Origin of the sequence: Pseudomonas thivervalensis (assembly GCF_001269655.1) — a bacterium.
In the GTDB taxonomy this organism is placed as follows: domain Bacteria; phylum Pseudomonadota; class Gammaproteobacteria; order Pseudomonadales; family Pseudomonadaceae; genus Aquipseudomonas; species Aquipseudomonas thivervalensis.
Window position 1 is genome coordinate 78,299 of sequence record NZ_LHVE01000004.1, and the last position, 16,812, is coordinate 95,110.

Sequence of the window (16,812 nt, forward strand, 5' to 3'; positions counted from 1 at the left end):
CCGATCACATGACTGTGCGTTCAGTGACCGGGGATTATAGGGGAGCCCGGGTGGACGGTACAGGTTCGTGCGCTCTGGTAGACTGCCGGCCTTTATTGCCCTGCCGAGTGTTGTTCGTGTCGAGTTTTCCTGTCTGTCGGCGTCGCCCACGATGAATCACGCCCCTAACGCCGTAGCCCGCCTGCGCGACCAGCGCATCGATGAAGGGATCAAGCCGATCCAGGCCCGGGGCTGGCGCGCCCCCCGTTGCAGCGCCTGCCGGGTGATCGAGAGCCATTGCCTGTGCGCCTGGCGTCCGAGCGTCGAGACCCGTTCCGGTGTGTGCCTGATCATGACCAACAAGGAAGTGTTCAAGCCGAGTAACACCGGTTGGCTGATTGCCGATGTGGTGCGCGATAACCATGCGTTCATCTGGTCGCGCACCGAGGTCGATGAGCAACTGCTGGCGCTGCTGAACGATCCGCAGTGGCAACCGTACCTGGTGTTTCCAGGCGAATATGTCGAGCCATCGCGGGTCACCCATTCTGTCGACCTCGATCAGTCCAAGCGCCCGCTGTTCATTCTGCTGGACGCGACCTGGACGGAGGCGCGGAAGATTTTCCGCAAGAGCCCGTATTTCGACCGGCTGCCGATCCTGAGCCTGCTGCCCGACAGACTGTCGCGCTACCGTTTGCGTCGTTCGACCCGCAGCGAGCATTTGTGCACCGCCGAGGTGGCGGCGTTGTGCCTGGAGCTGGCAGGGGACAGCGACGCCGCGTCGGCCCTGGACGCCTATTTCGATGTGTTCAGCCAGCATTACCTGGGCGCCAAGGGCCAGCAGGAAGTCAACGTGTCGACCCCGGCCCATGCCGAGTTGCAACCCTTCATCCGTACGTCGAACGCAGTATTGGCCCAATAGTGGCCCATACTGGACACAAGGGCGCCCGTGCTGCTTGACCACCCCGGCTTCGCTGGGCATGCTTGGCGCCGGTCAGGGCGTCGCCAATGTTTGAAACGCCGTGTTTGGCGTTGAACGTGCCCCTGTGGATACCGCTGCCGGGCGGTGTCTCGAGTTGTCTTGGCGAGGCGCGAATGCATCGGGTCTGCCATCAAAAACAGGATCATTGAAAAAATGGCCACATACGAAATCCTGATTGCCGATGACCACCCGCTCTTTCGCAGCGCGTTGCATCAGGCAGTGACCCTGGGTCTTGGCCCGGATGTCCGACTGACGGAAGTGGCCAGTATCGCGGAGTTGGAAGGCCAACTGACGGCGAAGGCCGATTGGGACTTGGTGCTGCTGGACCTGAACATGCCCGGTGCCTATGGTTTTTCCGGGCTGGTGCTGTTGCGCGGCCAGTATCCGCAGATTCCCGTGGTCATGGTCTCGGCCCAGGAAGAAGCCTCGGTGATGGTCAAGGCCCGGGAATTCGGCGCCAGTGGCTTCATTCCCAAGTCCAGCTCCCTTGAAATGATTCAAAAGGCTGTGAAAGCGGTCCTGGACGGCGATGTCTGCTGGCCGCCCCAGGCGTTCGAAGCGGTGAGTGTGTCCGAAGAAGCCAAGGCCGCCAGTGCGGGCCTGGCCAGCCTCACACCGCAGCAATTCCGAGTGTTGACCATGGTCTGTGAAGGCCTGTTGAACAAGCAGATTGCTTATGAGCTGAACGTGTCGGAGGCCACCATCAAGGCCCACGTCACGGCGATCTTTCGTAAACTGAACGTACGTACCCGGACCCAGGCGGCCTTGCTGCTGCAACAACTTGAGTCAATTTCGCCGCCGGTCTAATGTCCCGGTTCACGCTTTTTTGACCGGGTTTGAATTAGCTTCCCCACTCCTTTTCGATCAGTTGCCCACTCTATGTCACCTTTCAAAGGCCAGACCGGCCTGAAACGCATCCTTAACGCCTCCGGCTATTCCTTGGACGGGCTGCGCGCGGCTTTTGTCGGCGAAGCGGCGTTCCGTCAGTTGGTGCTACTCAACGTCGTCCTGATTCCGTTGTCGTTCTTCCTGAACGTCAGCCGTGTCGAGCAAGCGCTGCTGATTGCCGTGTGCCTGCTGGCATTGATCGTGGAGTTGCTCAACTCGGCGGTGGAGGCGGCCATCGACCGCATCTCCCTGGAGTTGCACCCGTTGTCGAAAAACGCCAAGGACATGGGCAGCGCTGCCCAATTCGTCGCCCTGACGATGATCGCGTTGGTGTGGGGCCTGATCCTGCTGTAACGGCTCAGGCAATGGCCGGCAGCACGATTTCGTCGCTGCGCTGGGCTCCGGCGGTGAAGGCCCGGCACAGTTCGAGGAATTCACGCATGGCCGAGGTCTGGTACTTCTGTTTGTGCCAAATGAAATAGAACTGCCGCGCCAGGTCCATGTCCGGGGTTTCCACCGCGACGAGGCTGCCGCGACGGAAGGCGTCGCGCAGGGCCAGGCGGGAGATGCAGCCAATGCCCAGGCCCGATTCCACGGCGCGCTTGATCGCTTCGGTGTGTTCCAGCTCCAGGCGGATGTTCAGCGCGCTGCGGTGGTGGCGCATGGCCTGGTCAAAGGTCAGCCGAGTGCCGGAACCCTGCTCCCGCAGGATCCAGGCTTCATGGGTCAATTCCTCCATGGTCGCCTGGCCACGCTTGGCCAGCGGGTGTTGAGGGGCGCAGAACACCACCAGTTCGTCCTCGACCCAACTTTGCACCTCGATGTCCGGATGGCTGCAGTCGCCTTCGATTAGACCCAGATCAATTTCATAGTGGGCAACCTGGTGCACGATATTGGCCGTGTTCTGTACGTGCAGCTTCACCTGGCTTTCCGGATGGCGCTGCATGAAACCGCCGATCAACAAGGTCGCCAGGTAATTGCCGATGGTCAGCGTCGCGCCGACCGCCAGTGAGCCGAAACCGGATTTGCCATTGAGCAGGTCTTCGATCTCCTTGGCCTGGTCCAGCAGCGCGACGGCCTGGGGCAGCAGCTGTTTGCCCAGGGCATTGAGGCTCAGGCGTTTACCGGCACGGTCGAACAACTGGCAGCTCGATTGCCGCTCCAGTTCGGTGATGGAAGTGCTGGCCGCCGACTGCGACAGGTTGAGTTGCCCCGCAGCGCGAGACACGCTTTCTTGCTGGGCGACGGCGACGAAGACTTGAAGTTGACGTAGAGTAAATCGCATATCTATATAACCGATAACCCTTATCTTAATAATCCATTTAACAGATATTGTCGCCGCCATTAGAATGCGATGCAATTGCGCAGATTATCGGCGCAGGCATCATTCCCAGGAGTCCCCGTACATGAGCAACATGAACCACGAGCGTGTCCTCAGTGTTCATCACTGGAACGACACTCTGTTCAGCTTCAAGTGCACCCGCGATCCGGGCCTGCGCTTCGAGAACGGTCAGTTCGTGATGATCGGCCTGCAACAGCCCAACGGCCGCCCGCTTATGCGCGCTTACTCGATTGCCAGCCCGAACTGGGAAGAGCATCTCGAATTCTTCAGCATCAAGGTGCCCGATGGCCCGCTGACCTCCCAGTTGCAGCACCTGAAGGAAGGCGACGAGATCATTATCAGCAAGAAACCCACCGGCACCCTGGTGCTGGACGATCTCAAGCCTGGCAAACATTTGTACCTGCTCAGCACCGGTACTGGCCTGGCGCCGTTCATGAGCGTCATCCAGGATCCGGAAACCTATGAGCGTTTCGAAAAAGTGATCCTGTGCCACGGCGTGCGTTACGTCAATGAAGTCGCCTACCGCGAGTTCATCACCGAGCACCTGCCGCAGAACGAGTTCTTCGGCGAAGCCCTGCGCGACAAGCTGATCTACTACCCGACCGTGACGCGCGAGCCGTTCGAGAACGAAGGCCGCCTGACCGACTTGATGCGCAGCGGCAAGCTGTTCCGCGACATCGGCCTGCCACCGATCAACCCGCAGGACGACCGCGCCATGTTGTGCGGCAGCCCGAGCATGCTCGACGAGACCAGCGAAGTGCTCAACAGCTTCGGCCTGACCGTTTCGCCGCGTATGCGCGAGCCGGGTGACTACCTGATCGAGCGGGCGTTTGTAGAGAAGTAATCCTTGGTATCTGCGGTGGCTGACCGATCGCCATCGCGAGCAAGCTCGCTCCCACAGTTGATTTGTGTTGTTCGAGAGATCTGACACAACACAAAACCCTGTGGGAGCGAGCTTGCTCGCGATGGCAGCGACTCGGTCACACTGACGGACCAATAAAAAAGCCCGCGCCGCCTGATGAAGGCCGCGCGGGCTTTTTCGTTTCCGGGTTTTTATTCAACTGCGGGGACGACTTCCAATACCCGAATCAACCCCGCCTGCGGATAATGCCAACGAACGTCCAGATCCCAGAACTGCGCACCATATTCCCGCTCGGCCGTAGGAATCTGGTACGCCGGGCGTGGGTCTTGGGCCAAACATTGCTCAATCAGCTCCACCAAGGGTTCTTCGAGCCGCATGGCATGCTCGCGCGCCTGAAGCAGGGCGGTGTCCGCCCATTGCACCGGAATCAACTCAGGTGCGGCGCTGGCGATGCTGTTGGACGCCGAGCCGATGATGTCGGCGTAGGGCACGTAGGGCTTGATGTCGAGCACTGGGGTGCCGTCCAGCAAATCGATGCCCGAGAGCCACAGGCGTCCGGCTTCGACCCGTTCCAGCTTCACCACCGACTGGCCGATGCCGTTGGGGCGATGGGTGGCGCGGGTGGCGAACACGCCCATGGACTTGTTGCCACCCAGGCGTGGCGGCCGCACTTTCAAGCGCGGCTTGTCTTCCAGGGCCTGGTGGAACAGAAACAACAGCCAGACATGGCTGACCTGCTCCAGGCCCTGCACCGCCTCGCCCTGGTCGAACGGCGCCACCAGCTCCAGCACGCCGCGTGCGGCCGGGGCCAGTTGCGGTTGGCGGGGGATGGCGAACTTCTCCTTGAAGCAGGAGCGGACGAAGCCGATGGGGGAGACGCTGTAGGTCATGGGTTGGGATCGAGGCAGGATTGAATGGGCATCATAGCGCGGGGGCCAAGATTGACACTGTTCTCTATGGCGAGAGCGTTTTTGTGGCGAGGGAGCTTGCTCCCGCTGGGCCGCGAAGCGGCCCCCTGGTTTTGTCTGACACACCGCGAGGGGACGCTGCGCATCCAGCGGGAGCAAGCTCCCTCGCCACAACAGCTCCGCAACCCTCGGCAGTGCTTCAACAGCCCTTCGATATCAGCCGCGAACGCGCAGCGTCAGGCCCTTGAGGAAGTTGCGCAGCAACTGGTCGCCACATGGGCGGTAGTTGGTGTGGCCGAACTTGCGGAACAGCGCGCTCAGTTCCGGCTTTGACACCGGGAACTCGGCGGCCTTGAGGATGGCATGCATGTCGTCTTCCTTCAGCTCGAAGGCCACCCGCAGTTTCTTGAGGATGATGTTGTTGGTCACCGGCACTTCGATCGGCTGCGGCGGACGGCTTTCGTCCTTGCCACGCTTGAAGATCACCAGGCCATCGAGAAAATGCGCCATGATCTCGTCAGGGCAGAACACGAAGCCTTCTTCCTCGTCTTTCTTGAGGTAGCCCGCCAGGTCCGCCAGGGAGACGTCCAGGCCGCCCAGCTTGATGATCTCGATGACTTTCTTGTCGCTGATGTCGAGCATGTAGCGCACGCTGCGCAGTACGTCGTTGTGAATCATGTGTGCAGTCCTGATCAATCGGCAGTGGGCGCCTGCGTTTGGTGCGGCGCCGGGAAAATTAGAATTTCTCTTTGGCAGACAGGTAGCGCCACTGGCCCATCGGCACCTTGCCGATGGACACGCCGCCGATGCGGATGCGGCGAATGGCGACGACCTTGAGGCCGACCGCCTGGCAGAACAGCGCGATCACGCCGGGCTGCGGGTTTTTCATGGCAAAGCGCAGGCGGTTCTCGTTCTGCCAACTGGCCTTGACCGCCGGCAGCTCCTTGCCCTTGTAGGTCAAGCCATGGTTCAGGCGATTGAGGCCATGGGCGACCATTTCGCCTTCGACTTCCACGACGTATTCCTGCTCGATCTTGGCGGCGTCGGCGGTGAGCTTGCGCAAGATCTTCCAATCCTGGGTGAACACGAGCAGCCCGCTGGCGTTGGCCTGCAGGTCGGCGCTAGCGGTCAGGCGCAGGAAATGGCCTTTGAGCGGCCGCTTGCCGAAGCGATGTTCTTCGCTCAGGGTCTGCGGTCCAAGCGAGGCCATCGCGGTGTCTACATCCATGCCGGCTGGAATGTTCAGCAGCAGGGTCACCGGCTCCGGCGCGGTGGCCTTGGCCTCGGGGTCGAGTTCGACCTTCTGGGTCGTCACCTTGAACTGCGGCTCATCGATCACTTCGCCGTCCACGGTGACCCAGCCGCCCTCGATGAACAGCTCAGCCTCCCGACGGGAACAGCCGACGAGTTCGATGAGGCGTTTGGAGAGACGAATCGGGTCAGTCATGACGGGGGCCGTAACAAAAAGAGGGTGGCCATTGTACCTGCCTGGCGCCGGTTAATCGCGGGTCCATTTGCCTCATGCAGCTTTTAGCCGCGTCCCGCCTTCAGGTCAGGCTGCTTGTAGCGCATGTGCAGCAGAGGGTAGGGCTGGTTCATGCCATCTTTTGCCGAACGCCCGACCACTTCGAAGCCTTGCTTGAGATAAAAGCCCAAGGCTTGCGGGTTTTGTTCATTGACGTCCAGTTGATCGGCGTTCAGGTGTTCCATGGCGTAGCGCAGCAACAGCTTGCCCAGGCCCTGGCCACGATGTTGTGGATCGATGAAGAGCATCTCGACCTTGCCGGCGGCGACACCGGCGAAACCGGTAATCCGCTGGCGCGCGTCCCGGGTGCAGATGAGCATCACCGCATCCAGGTAACGGGTGAGTACCAGGTTTTTCAGCAGTTCGATGTAGCTGTCCGGCAGAAAGTCATGGGTGGCCCGCACCGACGCCTCCCAAACCTGGGTCAGTTCCTGGTAATCGCTCGGTTTCGGTGTGTGGATGACCGAATGCTGGCGCATGTCCGCCTGTTCCTTGTGCTGGATGTGCTGGGTTTCTCCATACGATAGCCGTAAAAAAGCCCCGCATCTCGTTACAAGAGGGGGGCTTCTGGATTTTTTGGGTGCCGGCGGGTGAGAGGCTTGCAAACAACCTGTGGCGAGGGAGCTTGCTCCCGCTCGATTGCGTAGCAATCGCAAAGATGGGGCTACTTCGTAGCCCAGCGGGAGCAAGCTCCCTCGCCACGACAGCGGCCCCGCTTTGAGCGAATCAACCGATCTGCTCAGCCCACAAATCGTACTCGTCGGCATCGGTGACCTTGCACCAGACCTTGTCGCCCGGCTTGAGGTTGCTGCCATTGTCGATGAAGACGTTGCCGTCGATTTCCGGCGCGTCGAAGAAGCAGCGGCCCACGGCACCTTGCTCGTCCACTTCATCCACCAGCACTTCGATTTCACGGCCGACGCGCATTTGCAGGCGCGCCGAGCTGATGGCCTGCTGGTGCGCCATGAAGCGCTCCCAACGGTCCTGCTTGACGTCGTCCGGCACTACGTCCAGGGCCAGGTCGTTGGCCGGTGCGCCTTCGACAGGGGAATACTGGAAGCAGCCGACGCGGTCGAGCTGGGCTTCGGTCAGCCAATCCAGCAGGTACTGGAAGTCTTCTTCGGTTTCGCCGGGGAAGCCGACGATGAAGGTCGAACGGATGATCAGGTCCGGGCAGATTTCGCGCCAGTTCTTGATGCGGGCCAGGGTCTTGTCTTCGAAGGCCGGGCGTTTCATGGCCTTGAGGACTTTCGGGCTGGCGTGCTGGAACGGGATGTCCAGGTACGGCAGGATCTTGCCGGCCGCCATCAGCGGGATCAGTTCGTCGACATGCGGATACGGGTAGACGTAATGCAGGCGGACCCAGACGCCGAGGGTGCTGAGGGCTTCGCACAGCTCGGTCATGCGGGTTTTCACCGGTGCGCCATTCCAGAAGCCGGTGCGGTATTTCACATCGACGCCGTAGGCGCTGGTGTCCTGGGAGATCACCAGCAACTCCTTGACGCCAGCCTTGACCAGGCGCAGGGCCTCGTCGAGGACATCGCCCACCGGACGGCTCACCAGCTTGCCGCGCATCGACGGGATGATGCAGAAGCTGCAGCTGTGGTTGCAGCCTTCGGAAATCTTCAGGTAGGCGTAGTGGCGCGGGGTCAGCTTGATGCCTTGTGGCGGCACCAGGTCGATCAGCGGGTTGTGGTCCTGGCGCGGTGGCACCACCTCATGGACGGCATTGACCACCTGCTCGTACTGCTGCGGCCCGGTCACGGACAGCACGCTCGGGTGCACGTCGCGGATGTTGCCTTCTTCCACGCCCATGCAGCCGGTGACGATGACCTTGCCGTTTTCCTTGATGGCTTCGCCAATCACTTCCAGGGACTCGGCCTTGGCCGAATCGATGAAGCCGCAGGTGTTGACCACGACCACATCGGCGTCCTGATACGTGGACACGACGTCATAACCTTCCATGCGCAGCTGGGTCAGGATGCGCTCGGAGTCGACCAGAGCCTTCGGGCAACCCAGGGATACGAAACCAACCTTCGGATTGGCTGGCGCGGTAGTGGTGGACATGTCTAACCTCGGTGTAGGGGGGATCGTCTCTTGCCGAGACAGGGCGCCTGGCGCGCCTCTGATCAAAAAGTGCGCAATTCTATCCAGGGTCGACGCACTTGACCAGCTTTATACCGGGAAATGCGACGAGTGCTGCGCTATGCTTCGCGCCTTTGCGTTCTGGCGATTGCTACAGTCAACAAAACGTCTGTAACAATACGTAAAACAGCGCATGCTGCCTCGGCAAAGCATCGTGCTTCGTTAAAGAAGACAGGTCTGGGAATCGGGAGTGTTGGATGGGTCATGCAAGTAGTCAGGCGGCGGGTGCCGAGCATTCGGCAGCGAAGCCACTGAGCATGCTGGTCGCGGCGGTCGGAGTGGTTTATGGCGACATCGGCACGAGCCCGTTGTACACCCTCAAGGAAGTGTTTTCCGGCGCCTATGGCGTGCCTGTCAATCACGACGGGGTGCTGGGGATTCTGTCGCTGATTTTCTGGTCGCTGATCTGGGTCGTGTCGCTCAAGTACATGATGTTCGTGCTGCGCGCCGACAACCAGGGCGAGGGCGGGATCATGGCACTCACCGCTCTGGCACGGCGAGCCGCAGCGGGAAGGGCACGACTGCGCACATTCCTGGTGATCTGCGGTTTGATCGGCGCGGCGCTGTTCTATGGCGATAGCATGATCACCCCGGCGATTTCGGTGCTTTCGGCGATCGAGGGCCTGGGCCTCGCATTTGAAGGCATCGACCATTGGGTGGTGCCACTGTCGGTGGTGGTGCTGGTGGCGTTGTTTTTGATCCAGCGCCATGGCACCGCGCGGATCGGCATTCTGTTCGGCCCGATCATGGTGACCTGGTTCCTGGTGCTTGGCGCCCTGGGAGTGTATGGCATCAGCCAGCACCCGGAAGTGTTGCAGGCGGTGAACCCGGCCTGGGCCGTGCACTTCTTTGTGGTTCATCCGGGCATGGGCGTGGCGATCCTCGGTGCCGTGGTGTTGGCACTGACCGGTGCCGAAGCGCTGTATGCCGACATGGGCCACTTCGGCCGCAAACCGATTGCCCGCGCCTGGTTCATCCTGGTGTTGCCAGGCCTGATGCTCAATTATTTCGGTCAAGGTGCCTTGCTGCTCGGCGACCCGGAAGCGGCGCGCAACCCGTTTTATCTGCTGGCACCGAGCTGGGCATTGCTGCCGTTGGTGGGCCTGTCGACCCTGGCCACGGTCATCGCTTCCCAAGCGGTGATTTCCGGCGCGTTCTCCCTGACGCGCCAGGCGATCCAGCTCGGTTATATCCCGCGCATGTATATCCAGCACACTTCCAGCGCCGAGCAGGGGCAGATCTACATCGGTGCGGTGAACTGGTCGCTGATGATCGGCGTGGTCCTGCTGGTGCTGGGGTTCGAATCTTCTGGCGCACTGGCCTCGGCCTACGGCGTGGCCGTGACCGGTACCATGCTGATGACCACCATCCTGGTGTCCGCCGTGGTCCTGCTGTTGTGGAAGTGGCCGCCGCTGTTGGCCGTGCCGCTGTTGTTCGGTTTCCTGTTGGTGGATGGCCTGTACTTCGCCGCCAACGTGCCGAAGATCATCCAGGGCGGTGCGTTCCCGGTCATCGCCGGTATTGCCTTGTTCGTGTTGATGACCACCTGGAAGCGCGGCAAGCAACTGTTGGTGGATCGCTTGGACGAAGGGGCATTGCCGCTGCCGATCTTCATCAGCAGCATCCGCGTGCAACCGCCGCACCGTGTCCAGGGCACCGCGGTGTTCCTGACCGCGCGTTCGGACGCGGTGCCTCACGCGCTGTTGCACAACCTATTGCACAACCAGGTGCTGCATGAGCAAGTGGTGCTGCTGACGGTGGTGTACGAAGACATCCCCCGGGTACCGCCGCAGCGGCGCTTCGAGGTCGATGCCTATGGCGAAGGGTTCTTCCGGGTAATCCTGCACTTCGGTTTCACCGACGAACCGGACGTCCCGCAGGCGCTCAAGCTCTGCCATCTGGATGACCTGGACTTCAGCCCGATGCGCACCACCTACTTCCTCAGCCGCGAAACCGTCATTGCGTCCAAGCTCGAAGGCATGGCCCGCTGGCGTGAGTCGTTGTTCGCCTTCATGTTGAAAAACGCCAACGGTAACTTGCGCTTCTTCAATCTACCGTTGAACCGGGTGATTGAACTGGGGACGCAGGTCGAGATGTAGCCCCCAGAAAAACAAAAAGCCCTCGTAGCCTTGCGGCGGCGGGGGCTTTTTTGTGGGCGACACAAGGTGACCAGTGAGCCTGTGTGGGAGCTTGCTCGCGATAGCGGTCTGCCTGAACCGGTGATGTTGGATGTGTCGCCGTCATCGCGAGCCAGCTCGCTCCCACAGGGGTATGTGTCAATCGAGCGGCCACCAAAAAGCCCCTGCAACCGTGAGGCAGCAGGGGCTTGATGATGCGAGTGTCAGATCACTGTTCGGCCGTCTTGCTCTGGCGTTTGTTGATCTCATCGATCAGGCGCTTGGCCAAGGCCGGGTAGTTTTCGTCGAAGTGGTGGCCGCCAGGCAGCTTGATGGCTTCGCCCACCGCTGTCTTGTCGGTACAGCCACTTTCGTCGGCTTCTTCACCGCCGTAGATGCACACCACTTTGTCGGCTGGCAGCTTGGCCATTTCCGGGCCGGTGGCGGCTTCGGTGCCGGCGTTGCCGAGCCAGCCTTCGACTTCGATCTCGAAGCTGCCGGTGCGGGCGAAGGCCAGCAGGATGATCGCATCGACCCGCTGTTGTTCGGTGGCCGGCAGGCGATTGTAGATGGCCGGCAACACGTCGGCCCCGAAGGAGTAGCCGGTCAGGATGAAGCGCTTGGTGCCCCAGATCTGCCGGTAGTGCTGCATCAGCTCGGTCAGGTCCGCCGCGCTCTGCTCGGGGCTCTTGTGCTGCCAGTAGTAGCGCAGGGTGTCGATGCCGACCACCGGGTAGCCGATCTTGGCCATTTCATCGGCTACATCGCGGTCCAGATCCCGCCAGCCGCCATCGCCGGAGAGGAACAGGGTCACGGTATCCCGCGCCTGGCTGGCAGGCACTTCCACCACGGGAATGCTCAGGCCGCCCTTGGCCTTGTCGGTGCCCACCAGGATTTTGCGCAGTTCGTTATTCAGCACTTGCGGCAAGTTGATGTCGTAATCGCTGATGCTGGTTTCGGCATTTTTCTGATCCCTTACGAAACCGGCGCTGGTGTCGTCAGGGTTATCGTTCCAGGCCACCAGCCAATGACCATGGGCTGCGCTTTTAGGCAGTAAATGAGTGCAGCCGGGCTTTTCCAGGGCCAGGTCCACCGACACGGCCTTGGCCTTGTCGTCTTTCTGCTCGGCCAGCCAGCGCCAGGCCAGCACGGCGCCAGGGCCGATGCCGCTGACCAGCGTGGCTGGACCTTGCAGTTCTCTCAGGCCGGCTTGCAGGGCACGGCCCTGCAGCATGCAGTCCTTGGGCAGGATCACCTGGACGATCTGCGCCGAGCCGCTGCGGCTGAGGGTCGTCAATTGGGTGTCGCTGAGCTTCTGGTCTTCATTGACCGCCACCAGCACCCGGGCAAGCGCCTTGGCGCCGGGGGTGATCCGGGTCAGCGCTGCGCCATCGGCGGGCGCCAGTTGTTCCAGGGTGGGTTGTGGGGCCGGGCGGTTCCAGTACCAGTAACCGCCACCGAGAATCACCGCCAGCACCAGCAGGGCGGCCACTACGTATCGCCAGGAGCGTTGCATCATCAGCGTTTCACCAGTCCAGTCAGGCCGCCCGCAATCAGGGCGGCAGTATCGGCCAGCGCTACCAGCGGATCGAGTCCGGCGGGCACGGCCATGTAACGAGGTTCCCAGTTTGGCTGGAATTTGTCTTTGAAGCGGCGCAGCCCTTGGAAGTTATAGAGCTGCTCGCCACGGCGGAACACCATCGAGCCCAGGCGCTGGGTCAGTGGTGCGCCGCGACGCGGTTGCAGGCCCGACAGCGGGACCATGCCAAGGCTGAAGCGGGCGTAGTCATGGTTTTTATAATGCTGGATGAGGCCGACCATCATGAACTCCATGGTCAGTTTCGGCGCCTCGGGGTGGGCGCGCATCAGATCGAGGCTGGCCAGTTCGTGGCTGTGGGTTTCCAGCAGGTTGGCGAACGCCACCGGCCGGCCCTCGAAACGAATCACCGCGATGCGAAAGTGCTTGAGATAGTCATCGCTGAAACGCCCCAGGGAGAAACCTTTTTCCCGCACGTTCTTGCCGGTCAGCCAGGCATCGGAAATGACCTTGAGTTCATCCATCGGCGCCTGGCCCGGCTCGTGGATCTCCAGCGACAGGCCGTCACGGGTGCCGCGGTTCCAGGTGTAGCGCAAGTCCTTCATCTCTTTGCCCTTGGCTTCGAGATCGAAACGCTTGAGGTCGACCCGTGCTTCCTCACCCAGCTTGATAGCCGTCAGGCCGATGTCCATGTAGTACGGCAGGTTTTCGGCGCGTACCTGATAGAACACGGGGCGGGCATGGTGGATGTCGCACAGGTCACGGAATTGCCAGATCATTTCGGCCCGCTGCTGGGTAGGGCCGATCGGGTCATACAGCGCCACCAGGCTGCGCCCGCGGCGGGCATACATCAGGAACGCCTCGTCGTTGGGGTGGAACAGTAACGCTTTGTCACCGGTCAGGGCCAGGCCGCCGTCGGGTTGCGACGAGGTCATGAGGATCGTTTTGGCGCGCTCCAGCTCTTCTGCCGTCGGCAAATGAATCACCGGCCGTGCGGTGCGCAGCAGCCAGGTCAGGGATACCACCACCAGCAGCACCGCGGCGCCCAGCAGGGAGCGCAGGCCGCGAGGGGCGTCGGCATCGAGGGTGAACTGCCACCACAGTTGATGGCTGTAAGGCACGTCCTGATAGGCAAACAACAGCAGCCAGATCGACGCGCCGAGCACGCAAAGGCTGGCGATCAGGAACAGCGGGGAAAAGGGCAGTTCAGTCAGGCGGCTCGGACGATAGAAAGAGCGCCTGAACACCGCCAACAGGGCGGCCGTCAGAGTCAGCAGGGTGGCTTCTTCCCAGTCGAAACCCTTGAGCAGCGAGAGCAGGGCGCCCACCAGCAGCAGAACCGTGGTCAGCATCCAGGCGGCCGACAGGCGCCGGCGCAGGCCTTGGGCGAGCAACAGGCACAACACACCCACCAGGCTCGCGCCGAAGTGCGAAGCGTCGACCAGCCGATGGGGAATCAGGAAGCCGATGTGTTCCAGTCGGGTGTCGATTTCCGGCGTCACCCCGGAAAACAGCAGCACCACGCCGGAGAGAAACACCAGCACCGCCAGGATCGGTGCGGCGAAACCCGATGCCGCCCGCAGGCTCTGGCGCGTCTGGAACAGCCGTTGCGCCTCATTGATCAGCAGTAACACGCAGGCCACCAGCATCGGCAGCAATACATAGATCAACCGATACAGCAGCAGCGCGGCGGCCAATGGCGCGGCGCCGAGTTTGTCGGCAAACGCGGCCAGCAGGATCGCTTCGAATACCCCGACCCCGCCCGGCACATGGCTGAGCACCCCAGCGGCCAATGCCAGCAGGTACACCAGCAGGAAGGCGCCGAACGGCGGTGCTTCGGGCAGCAACAGATACAACACGGTGGCGGCAGCGGCAACGTCCAGCGCGGTGATCACCAATTGCAGGAAAGTCAGGCGGCGTCCCGGCAGGCGCAGGGTGCGGCGCCCGGCCTTGACCAGGAGGCTGTCCCGATGCGGCTGCTCCGGCAGGCGCCGACGATAGATGCCAATGGCCAATACGCTGGTAAGCAACAGCACCGCCACGGAAATGGCCCCCAGCAATGCGGCGGGCAAGTGCAACGCGGCAGATGCGGCGGGCAGATTACTGAGTGTCGCCAGGGCCGCCAGCGGTGGCAACGCGCAGCCCAGGGACAGGCTGGCGAACAGCGTCATGTGGGCGACATCCGATGCCCCCAGGCCATGACGAGCGTATAGACGGTAGCGAACCGAGCCGCCCGACAGCAGCGACAGGCCTATGGCATTGCCGATGGCGAACGCGGTGAACCCACCCAGGACCATGGTCTGCGGCGGCAATGTCACACCGGCATAGCGGCTGGCGGACCATTCATAGCCCAGGAGAATGATGAAGCCGACGACCGTGGCGGCGATTGCCCCGAGCAGGGCAGGTCTGGGGACTTCCAGAATCGAGTCGTGCAGGGCGTAGAGATCGAGCTCGCTCAGCAGGTGGCGGCAGGCAATCAATGCAATCGCAAACAGCAGCAGCGTGACCGCGAGGCCGATGGGCTGGCGGTACTGGCTGATCCGGTCCAGCCAGCGCAGGCGCTCGGCCTTGATCGGTTGTGTCGCAGTAACGGAGTCTTGCGGGTCAGACGAGTGGGCGCGCATCAATCACCTCTTGAGCTATGCGCGACAGGATGGGGGTATCCAGCCAAGTTACCAATCCCCGCGGTCGAAAATAATTACAAAATATTTGTAATGAGGCCTTTTTTCATCAGGCACAAAAAAGGCCACTCTTTCGAGCAGCCTTTCTTGATATTTGGTTGCGGGAGCCGGATTTGAACCGACGACCTTCGGGTTATGAGCCCGACGAGCTACCAGACTGCTCCATCCCGCGTCTGTGTGGCGGCATTCTACAGGCGAACGCCTGAGTGTCAACCGTTAAAAGGTGCCGGGGTCAAATAAACGGCCGAACCGTCCCTTGTCTTTCTAAATACTCGGAATTAAAGGGAAATTGTCCTACAGCTTGCAGTGCGTGGACGTGCACAGACGGCGTCCCTCTGATCGTCTGGTCAAAAAACGAGCGCACACAAAAAAGGCCACTCTTTCGAGTAGCCTTTCTTGATGTTTGGTTGCGGGAGCCGGATTTGAACCGACGACCTTCGGGTTATGAGCCCGACGAGCTACCAGACTGCTCCATCCCGCGTCTGTGTGGCGGCATTCTACAGAGGATCGCGTAGCTGTCAACCCTGATGTCATGAAAACCTGTTCCGCTTCAAGCGCTTAGCTTGGGTGCGGGCATTGTGACAGCGCTGTGACGCAGGCCTGGCAAGGGTTGGCGCTCTATTGGAGGGTGCGTTGCGATTGAAGAAGTAAATTCTTGTAGGTGTTTTCGGGGCCCGACGAAGGATCTTTCAAACTACTGGTGCTATATACAGGTCCCGGTGCGATACTGGTGGCCCGATTCGTCGCACACCCTGTTTCTTATGACGCAACGTAAAATCATCCATGTCGATTGTGACTGTTTTTATGCCGCTATCGAGATGCGCGATGATCCGCGGCTGGCCGGCAAGCCCTTGGCTGTGGGTGGCTCGGCGGATCGGCGAGGGGTGATTGCCACTTGTAACTACGAAGCGCGGGCCTATGGGGTGCGCTCGGCCATGTCTTCCGGCCACGCCTTGAAGCTCTGTCCGGACCTCACCATCGTCAAGCCACGAATGGAAGCCTATCGGGAAGCGTCGAAGGAAATTCATACGATTTTCAGCGATTACACCGACCTCATCGAGCCGCTGTCCCTGGACGAGGCCTACCTGGACGTCTCCGCCAGTGCCCATTTCGGCGGCAGTGCCACCCGCATCGCCCAGGACATTCGCCGGCGTGTTTCCAACCAGTTGCACATCACCGTGTCCGCCGGCGTCGCGCCGAACAAGTTCCTGGCCAAGATCGCCAGTGACTGGAAAAAGCCCAACGGCTTGTTTGTCATTACCCCGGACCAGGTCGAGGACTTTGTATCGGCCTTGCCGGTCAGCAAGCTCCACGGTGTTGGCAAGGTCACTGCCGATAAGCTGAACCGCCTCGGCATCGCCGATTGCTTGCAGTTGCGTGAATGGGACAAGTTGGCGCTGGTGCGCGAATTCGGCAGTTTTGGCGAGCGGCTCTGGAGCCTGGCCCGCGGGATCGACGAGCGTCTGGTGCACAACGACAGCCGACGACAGTCCATCAGTGTGGAAAATACCTACGATGTCGACTTGCCCGACCTGGTGAGCTGCCTCGACAAACTGCCGGAGCTGATGGAAACCCTTAAAGGGCGCATGGCGCGAATCGACAGCAGTTATCGACCGGGCAAGCCGTTCGTCAAAGTGAAATTCCACGACTTCACCCAGACCACGCTGGAACAGGCCGGGGCAGGGCGGGATCTGGGCAGCTACCAGTTGCTGTTGACCCAGGCATTCAACCGGGGTGGAAAGCCGGTGCGGTTATTGGGCATCGGGGTGCGGCTGGAAGATTTGCGCGGTGGGTTCGAGCAGTTGGAGTTGTTTGAGCGGTGAGGCTGTCGCTTGGCCGAATGCCATGC

Annotated in this window: 14 protein-coding genes and 2 tRNA genes; 6 read left to right on the plus strand and 10 right to left on the minus strand. The window is 61.2% G+C overall.

The window, feature by feature from the left end; translation table 11 throughout:
* Nucleotides 1-151: 151 nt before the first annotated feature.
* From AD659_RS05130 to AD659_RS05140, 3 genes are all read left to right on the plus strand, one after another.
* Entirely contained in the window at nt 152-898 is a 747-nt protein-coding gene (locus AD659_RS05130) for a tRNA-uridine aminocarboxypropyltransferase (protein ID WP_053118949.1), read from the plus strand.
* 213 nt (nt 899-1,111) lie between these two features.
* Nucleotides 1,112-1,765: a response regulator transcription factor ErdR gene (erdR, locus tag AD659_RS05135; protein WP_053118951.1), complete on the plus strand. Its 654-nt coding sequence runs from the start codon at nt 1,112-1,114 to the stop codon at nt 1,763-1,765.
* A 72-nt stretch (nt 1,766-1,837) separates the two neighbouring features.
* The gene (locus AD659_RS05140) at nt 1,838-2,200 is read left to right on the plus strand and encodes a diacylglycerol kinase (RefSeq protein ID WP_053118952.1); all 363 of its coding nucleotides are present in this window, start codon (nt 1,838-1,840) and stop codon (nt 2,198-2,200) included.
* 4 nt (nt 2,201-2,204) lie between these two features.
* Here AD659_RS05140 and AD659_RS05145 read toward each other — a convergent pair whose 3' ends face one another.
* Nucleotides 2,205-3,131 (minus strand): LysR family transcriptional regulator, encoded by a 927-nt coding sequence (locus tag AD659_RS05145; protein WP_024617637.1) that lies wholly within the window; start codon nt 3,129-3,131, stop codon nt 2,205-2,207.
* A gap of 121 nt (nt 3,132-3,252) precedes the next feature.
* On the opposite strand from AD659_RS05145, the gene fpr reads away from it, so the two are divergent.
* The gene (gene fpr, locus AD659_RS05150; RefSeq protein ID WP_003184787.1) at nt 3,253-4,032 is read left to right on the plus strand and encodes a ferredoxin-NADP reductase; all 780 of its coding nucleotides are present in this window, start codon (nt 3,253-3,255) and stop codon (nt 4,030-4,032) included.
* 209 nt (nt 4,033-4,241) lie between these two features.
* Here the strand turns inward: fpr and tsaA are convergent, their stop codons facing one another.
* The 5 genes from tsaA to rimO all read right to left on the minus strand — a co-directional run bounded on the left by tsaA (nt 4,242) and on the right by rimO (nt 8,550).
* Nucleotides 4,242-4,940, minus strand: a complete 699-nt coding sequence (tsaA, locus tag AD659_RS05155; RefSeq protein WP_053118954.1) for a tRNA (N6-threonylcarbamoyladenosine(37)-N6)-methyltransferase TrmO — start codon at nt 4,938-4,940, stop codon at nt 4,242-4,244.
* A 234-nt stretch (nt 4,941-5,174) separates the two neighbouring features.
* Nucleotides 5,175-5,636 (minus strand): YehS family protein, encoded by a 462-nt coding sequence (locus tag AD659_RS05160; protein ID WP_053118955.1) that lies wholly within the window; start codon nt 5,634-5,636, stop codon nt 5,175-5,177.
* A gap of 58 nt (nt 5,637-5,694) precedes the next feature.
* Nucleotides 5,695-6,405 carry an rRNA pseudouridine synthase gene (locus AD659_RS05165; RefSeq protein ID WP_053118957.1) on the minus strand — a complete coding sequence of 237 codons (711 nt, stop codon included), beginning with the start codon at nt 6,403-6,405 and terminating at the stop codon, nt 5,695-5,697.
* A gap of 83 nt (nt 6,406-6,488) precedes the next feature.
* Complete coding sequence (locus AD659_RS05170; protein ID WP_053118959.1) at nt 6,489-6,962, minus strand: GNAT family N-acetyltransferase; 474 nt, start codon at nt 6,960-6,962, stop codon at nt 6,489-6,491.
* Nucleotides 6,963-7,209: 247 nt separating this feature from the next.
* Entirely contained in the window at nt 7,210-8,550 is a 1,341-nt protein-coding gene (rimO, locus tag AD659_RS05175; RefSeq protein WP_053118961.1) for a 30S ribosomal protein S12 methylthiotransferase RimO, read from the minus strand.
* A 335-nt stretch (nt 8,551-8,885) separates the two neighbouring features.
* On the opposite strand from rimO, the gene AD659_RS05180 reads away from it, so the two are divergent.
* Entirely contained in the window at nt 8,886-10,727 is a 1,842-nt protein-coding gene (locus AD659_RS05180) for a potassium transporter Kup (RefSeq protein WP_408003313.1), read from the plus strand.
* A gap of 247 nt (nt 10,728-10,974) precedes the next feature.
* Here the strand turns inward: AD659_RS05180 and AD659_RS05185 are convergent, their stop codons facing one another.
* From AD659_RS05185 to AD659_RS05200, 4 genes are all read right to left on the minus strand, one after another.
* On the minus strand, nt 10,975-12,264 hold the full coding sequence (locus AD659_RS05185; RefSeq protein ID WP_053118965.1) for a virulence factor family protein: 1,290 nt from the start codon (nt 12,262-12,264) through the stop codon (nt 10,975-10,977).
* On the minus strand, nt 12,264-14,906 hold the full coding sequence (gene mprF, locus AD659_RS05190) for a bifunctional lysylphosphatidylglycerol flippase/synthetase MprF (protein ID WP_053118967.1): 2,643 nt from the start codon (nt 14,904-14,906) through the stop codon (nt 12,264-12,266). Before mprF ends, AD659_RS05185 begins: the two co-directional genes overlap by 1 nt.
* A 152-nt stretch (nt 14,907-15,058) precedes the next feature.
* Nucleotides 15,059-15,135, minus strand: a tRNA-Met gene (locus AD659_RS05195).
* A gap of 232 nt (nt 15,136-15,367) precedes the next feature.
* Nucleotides 15,368-15,444: transfer RNA gene (locus AD659_RS05200), tRNA-Met, on the minus strand.
* 280 nt (nt 15,445-15,724) lie between these two features.
* Between AD659_RS05200 and dinB the strand changes: the two genes are divergently transcribed.
* Nucleotides 15,725-16,786: a DNA polymerase IV gene (dinB, locus tag AD659_RS05205; protein WP_053118969.1), complete on the plus strand. Its 1,062-nt coding sequence runs from the start codon at nt 15,725-15,727 to the stop codon at nt 16,784-16,786.
* The last annotated feature ends 26 nt before the right edge of the window (nt 16,787-16,812 follow it).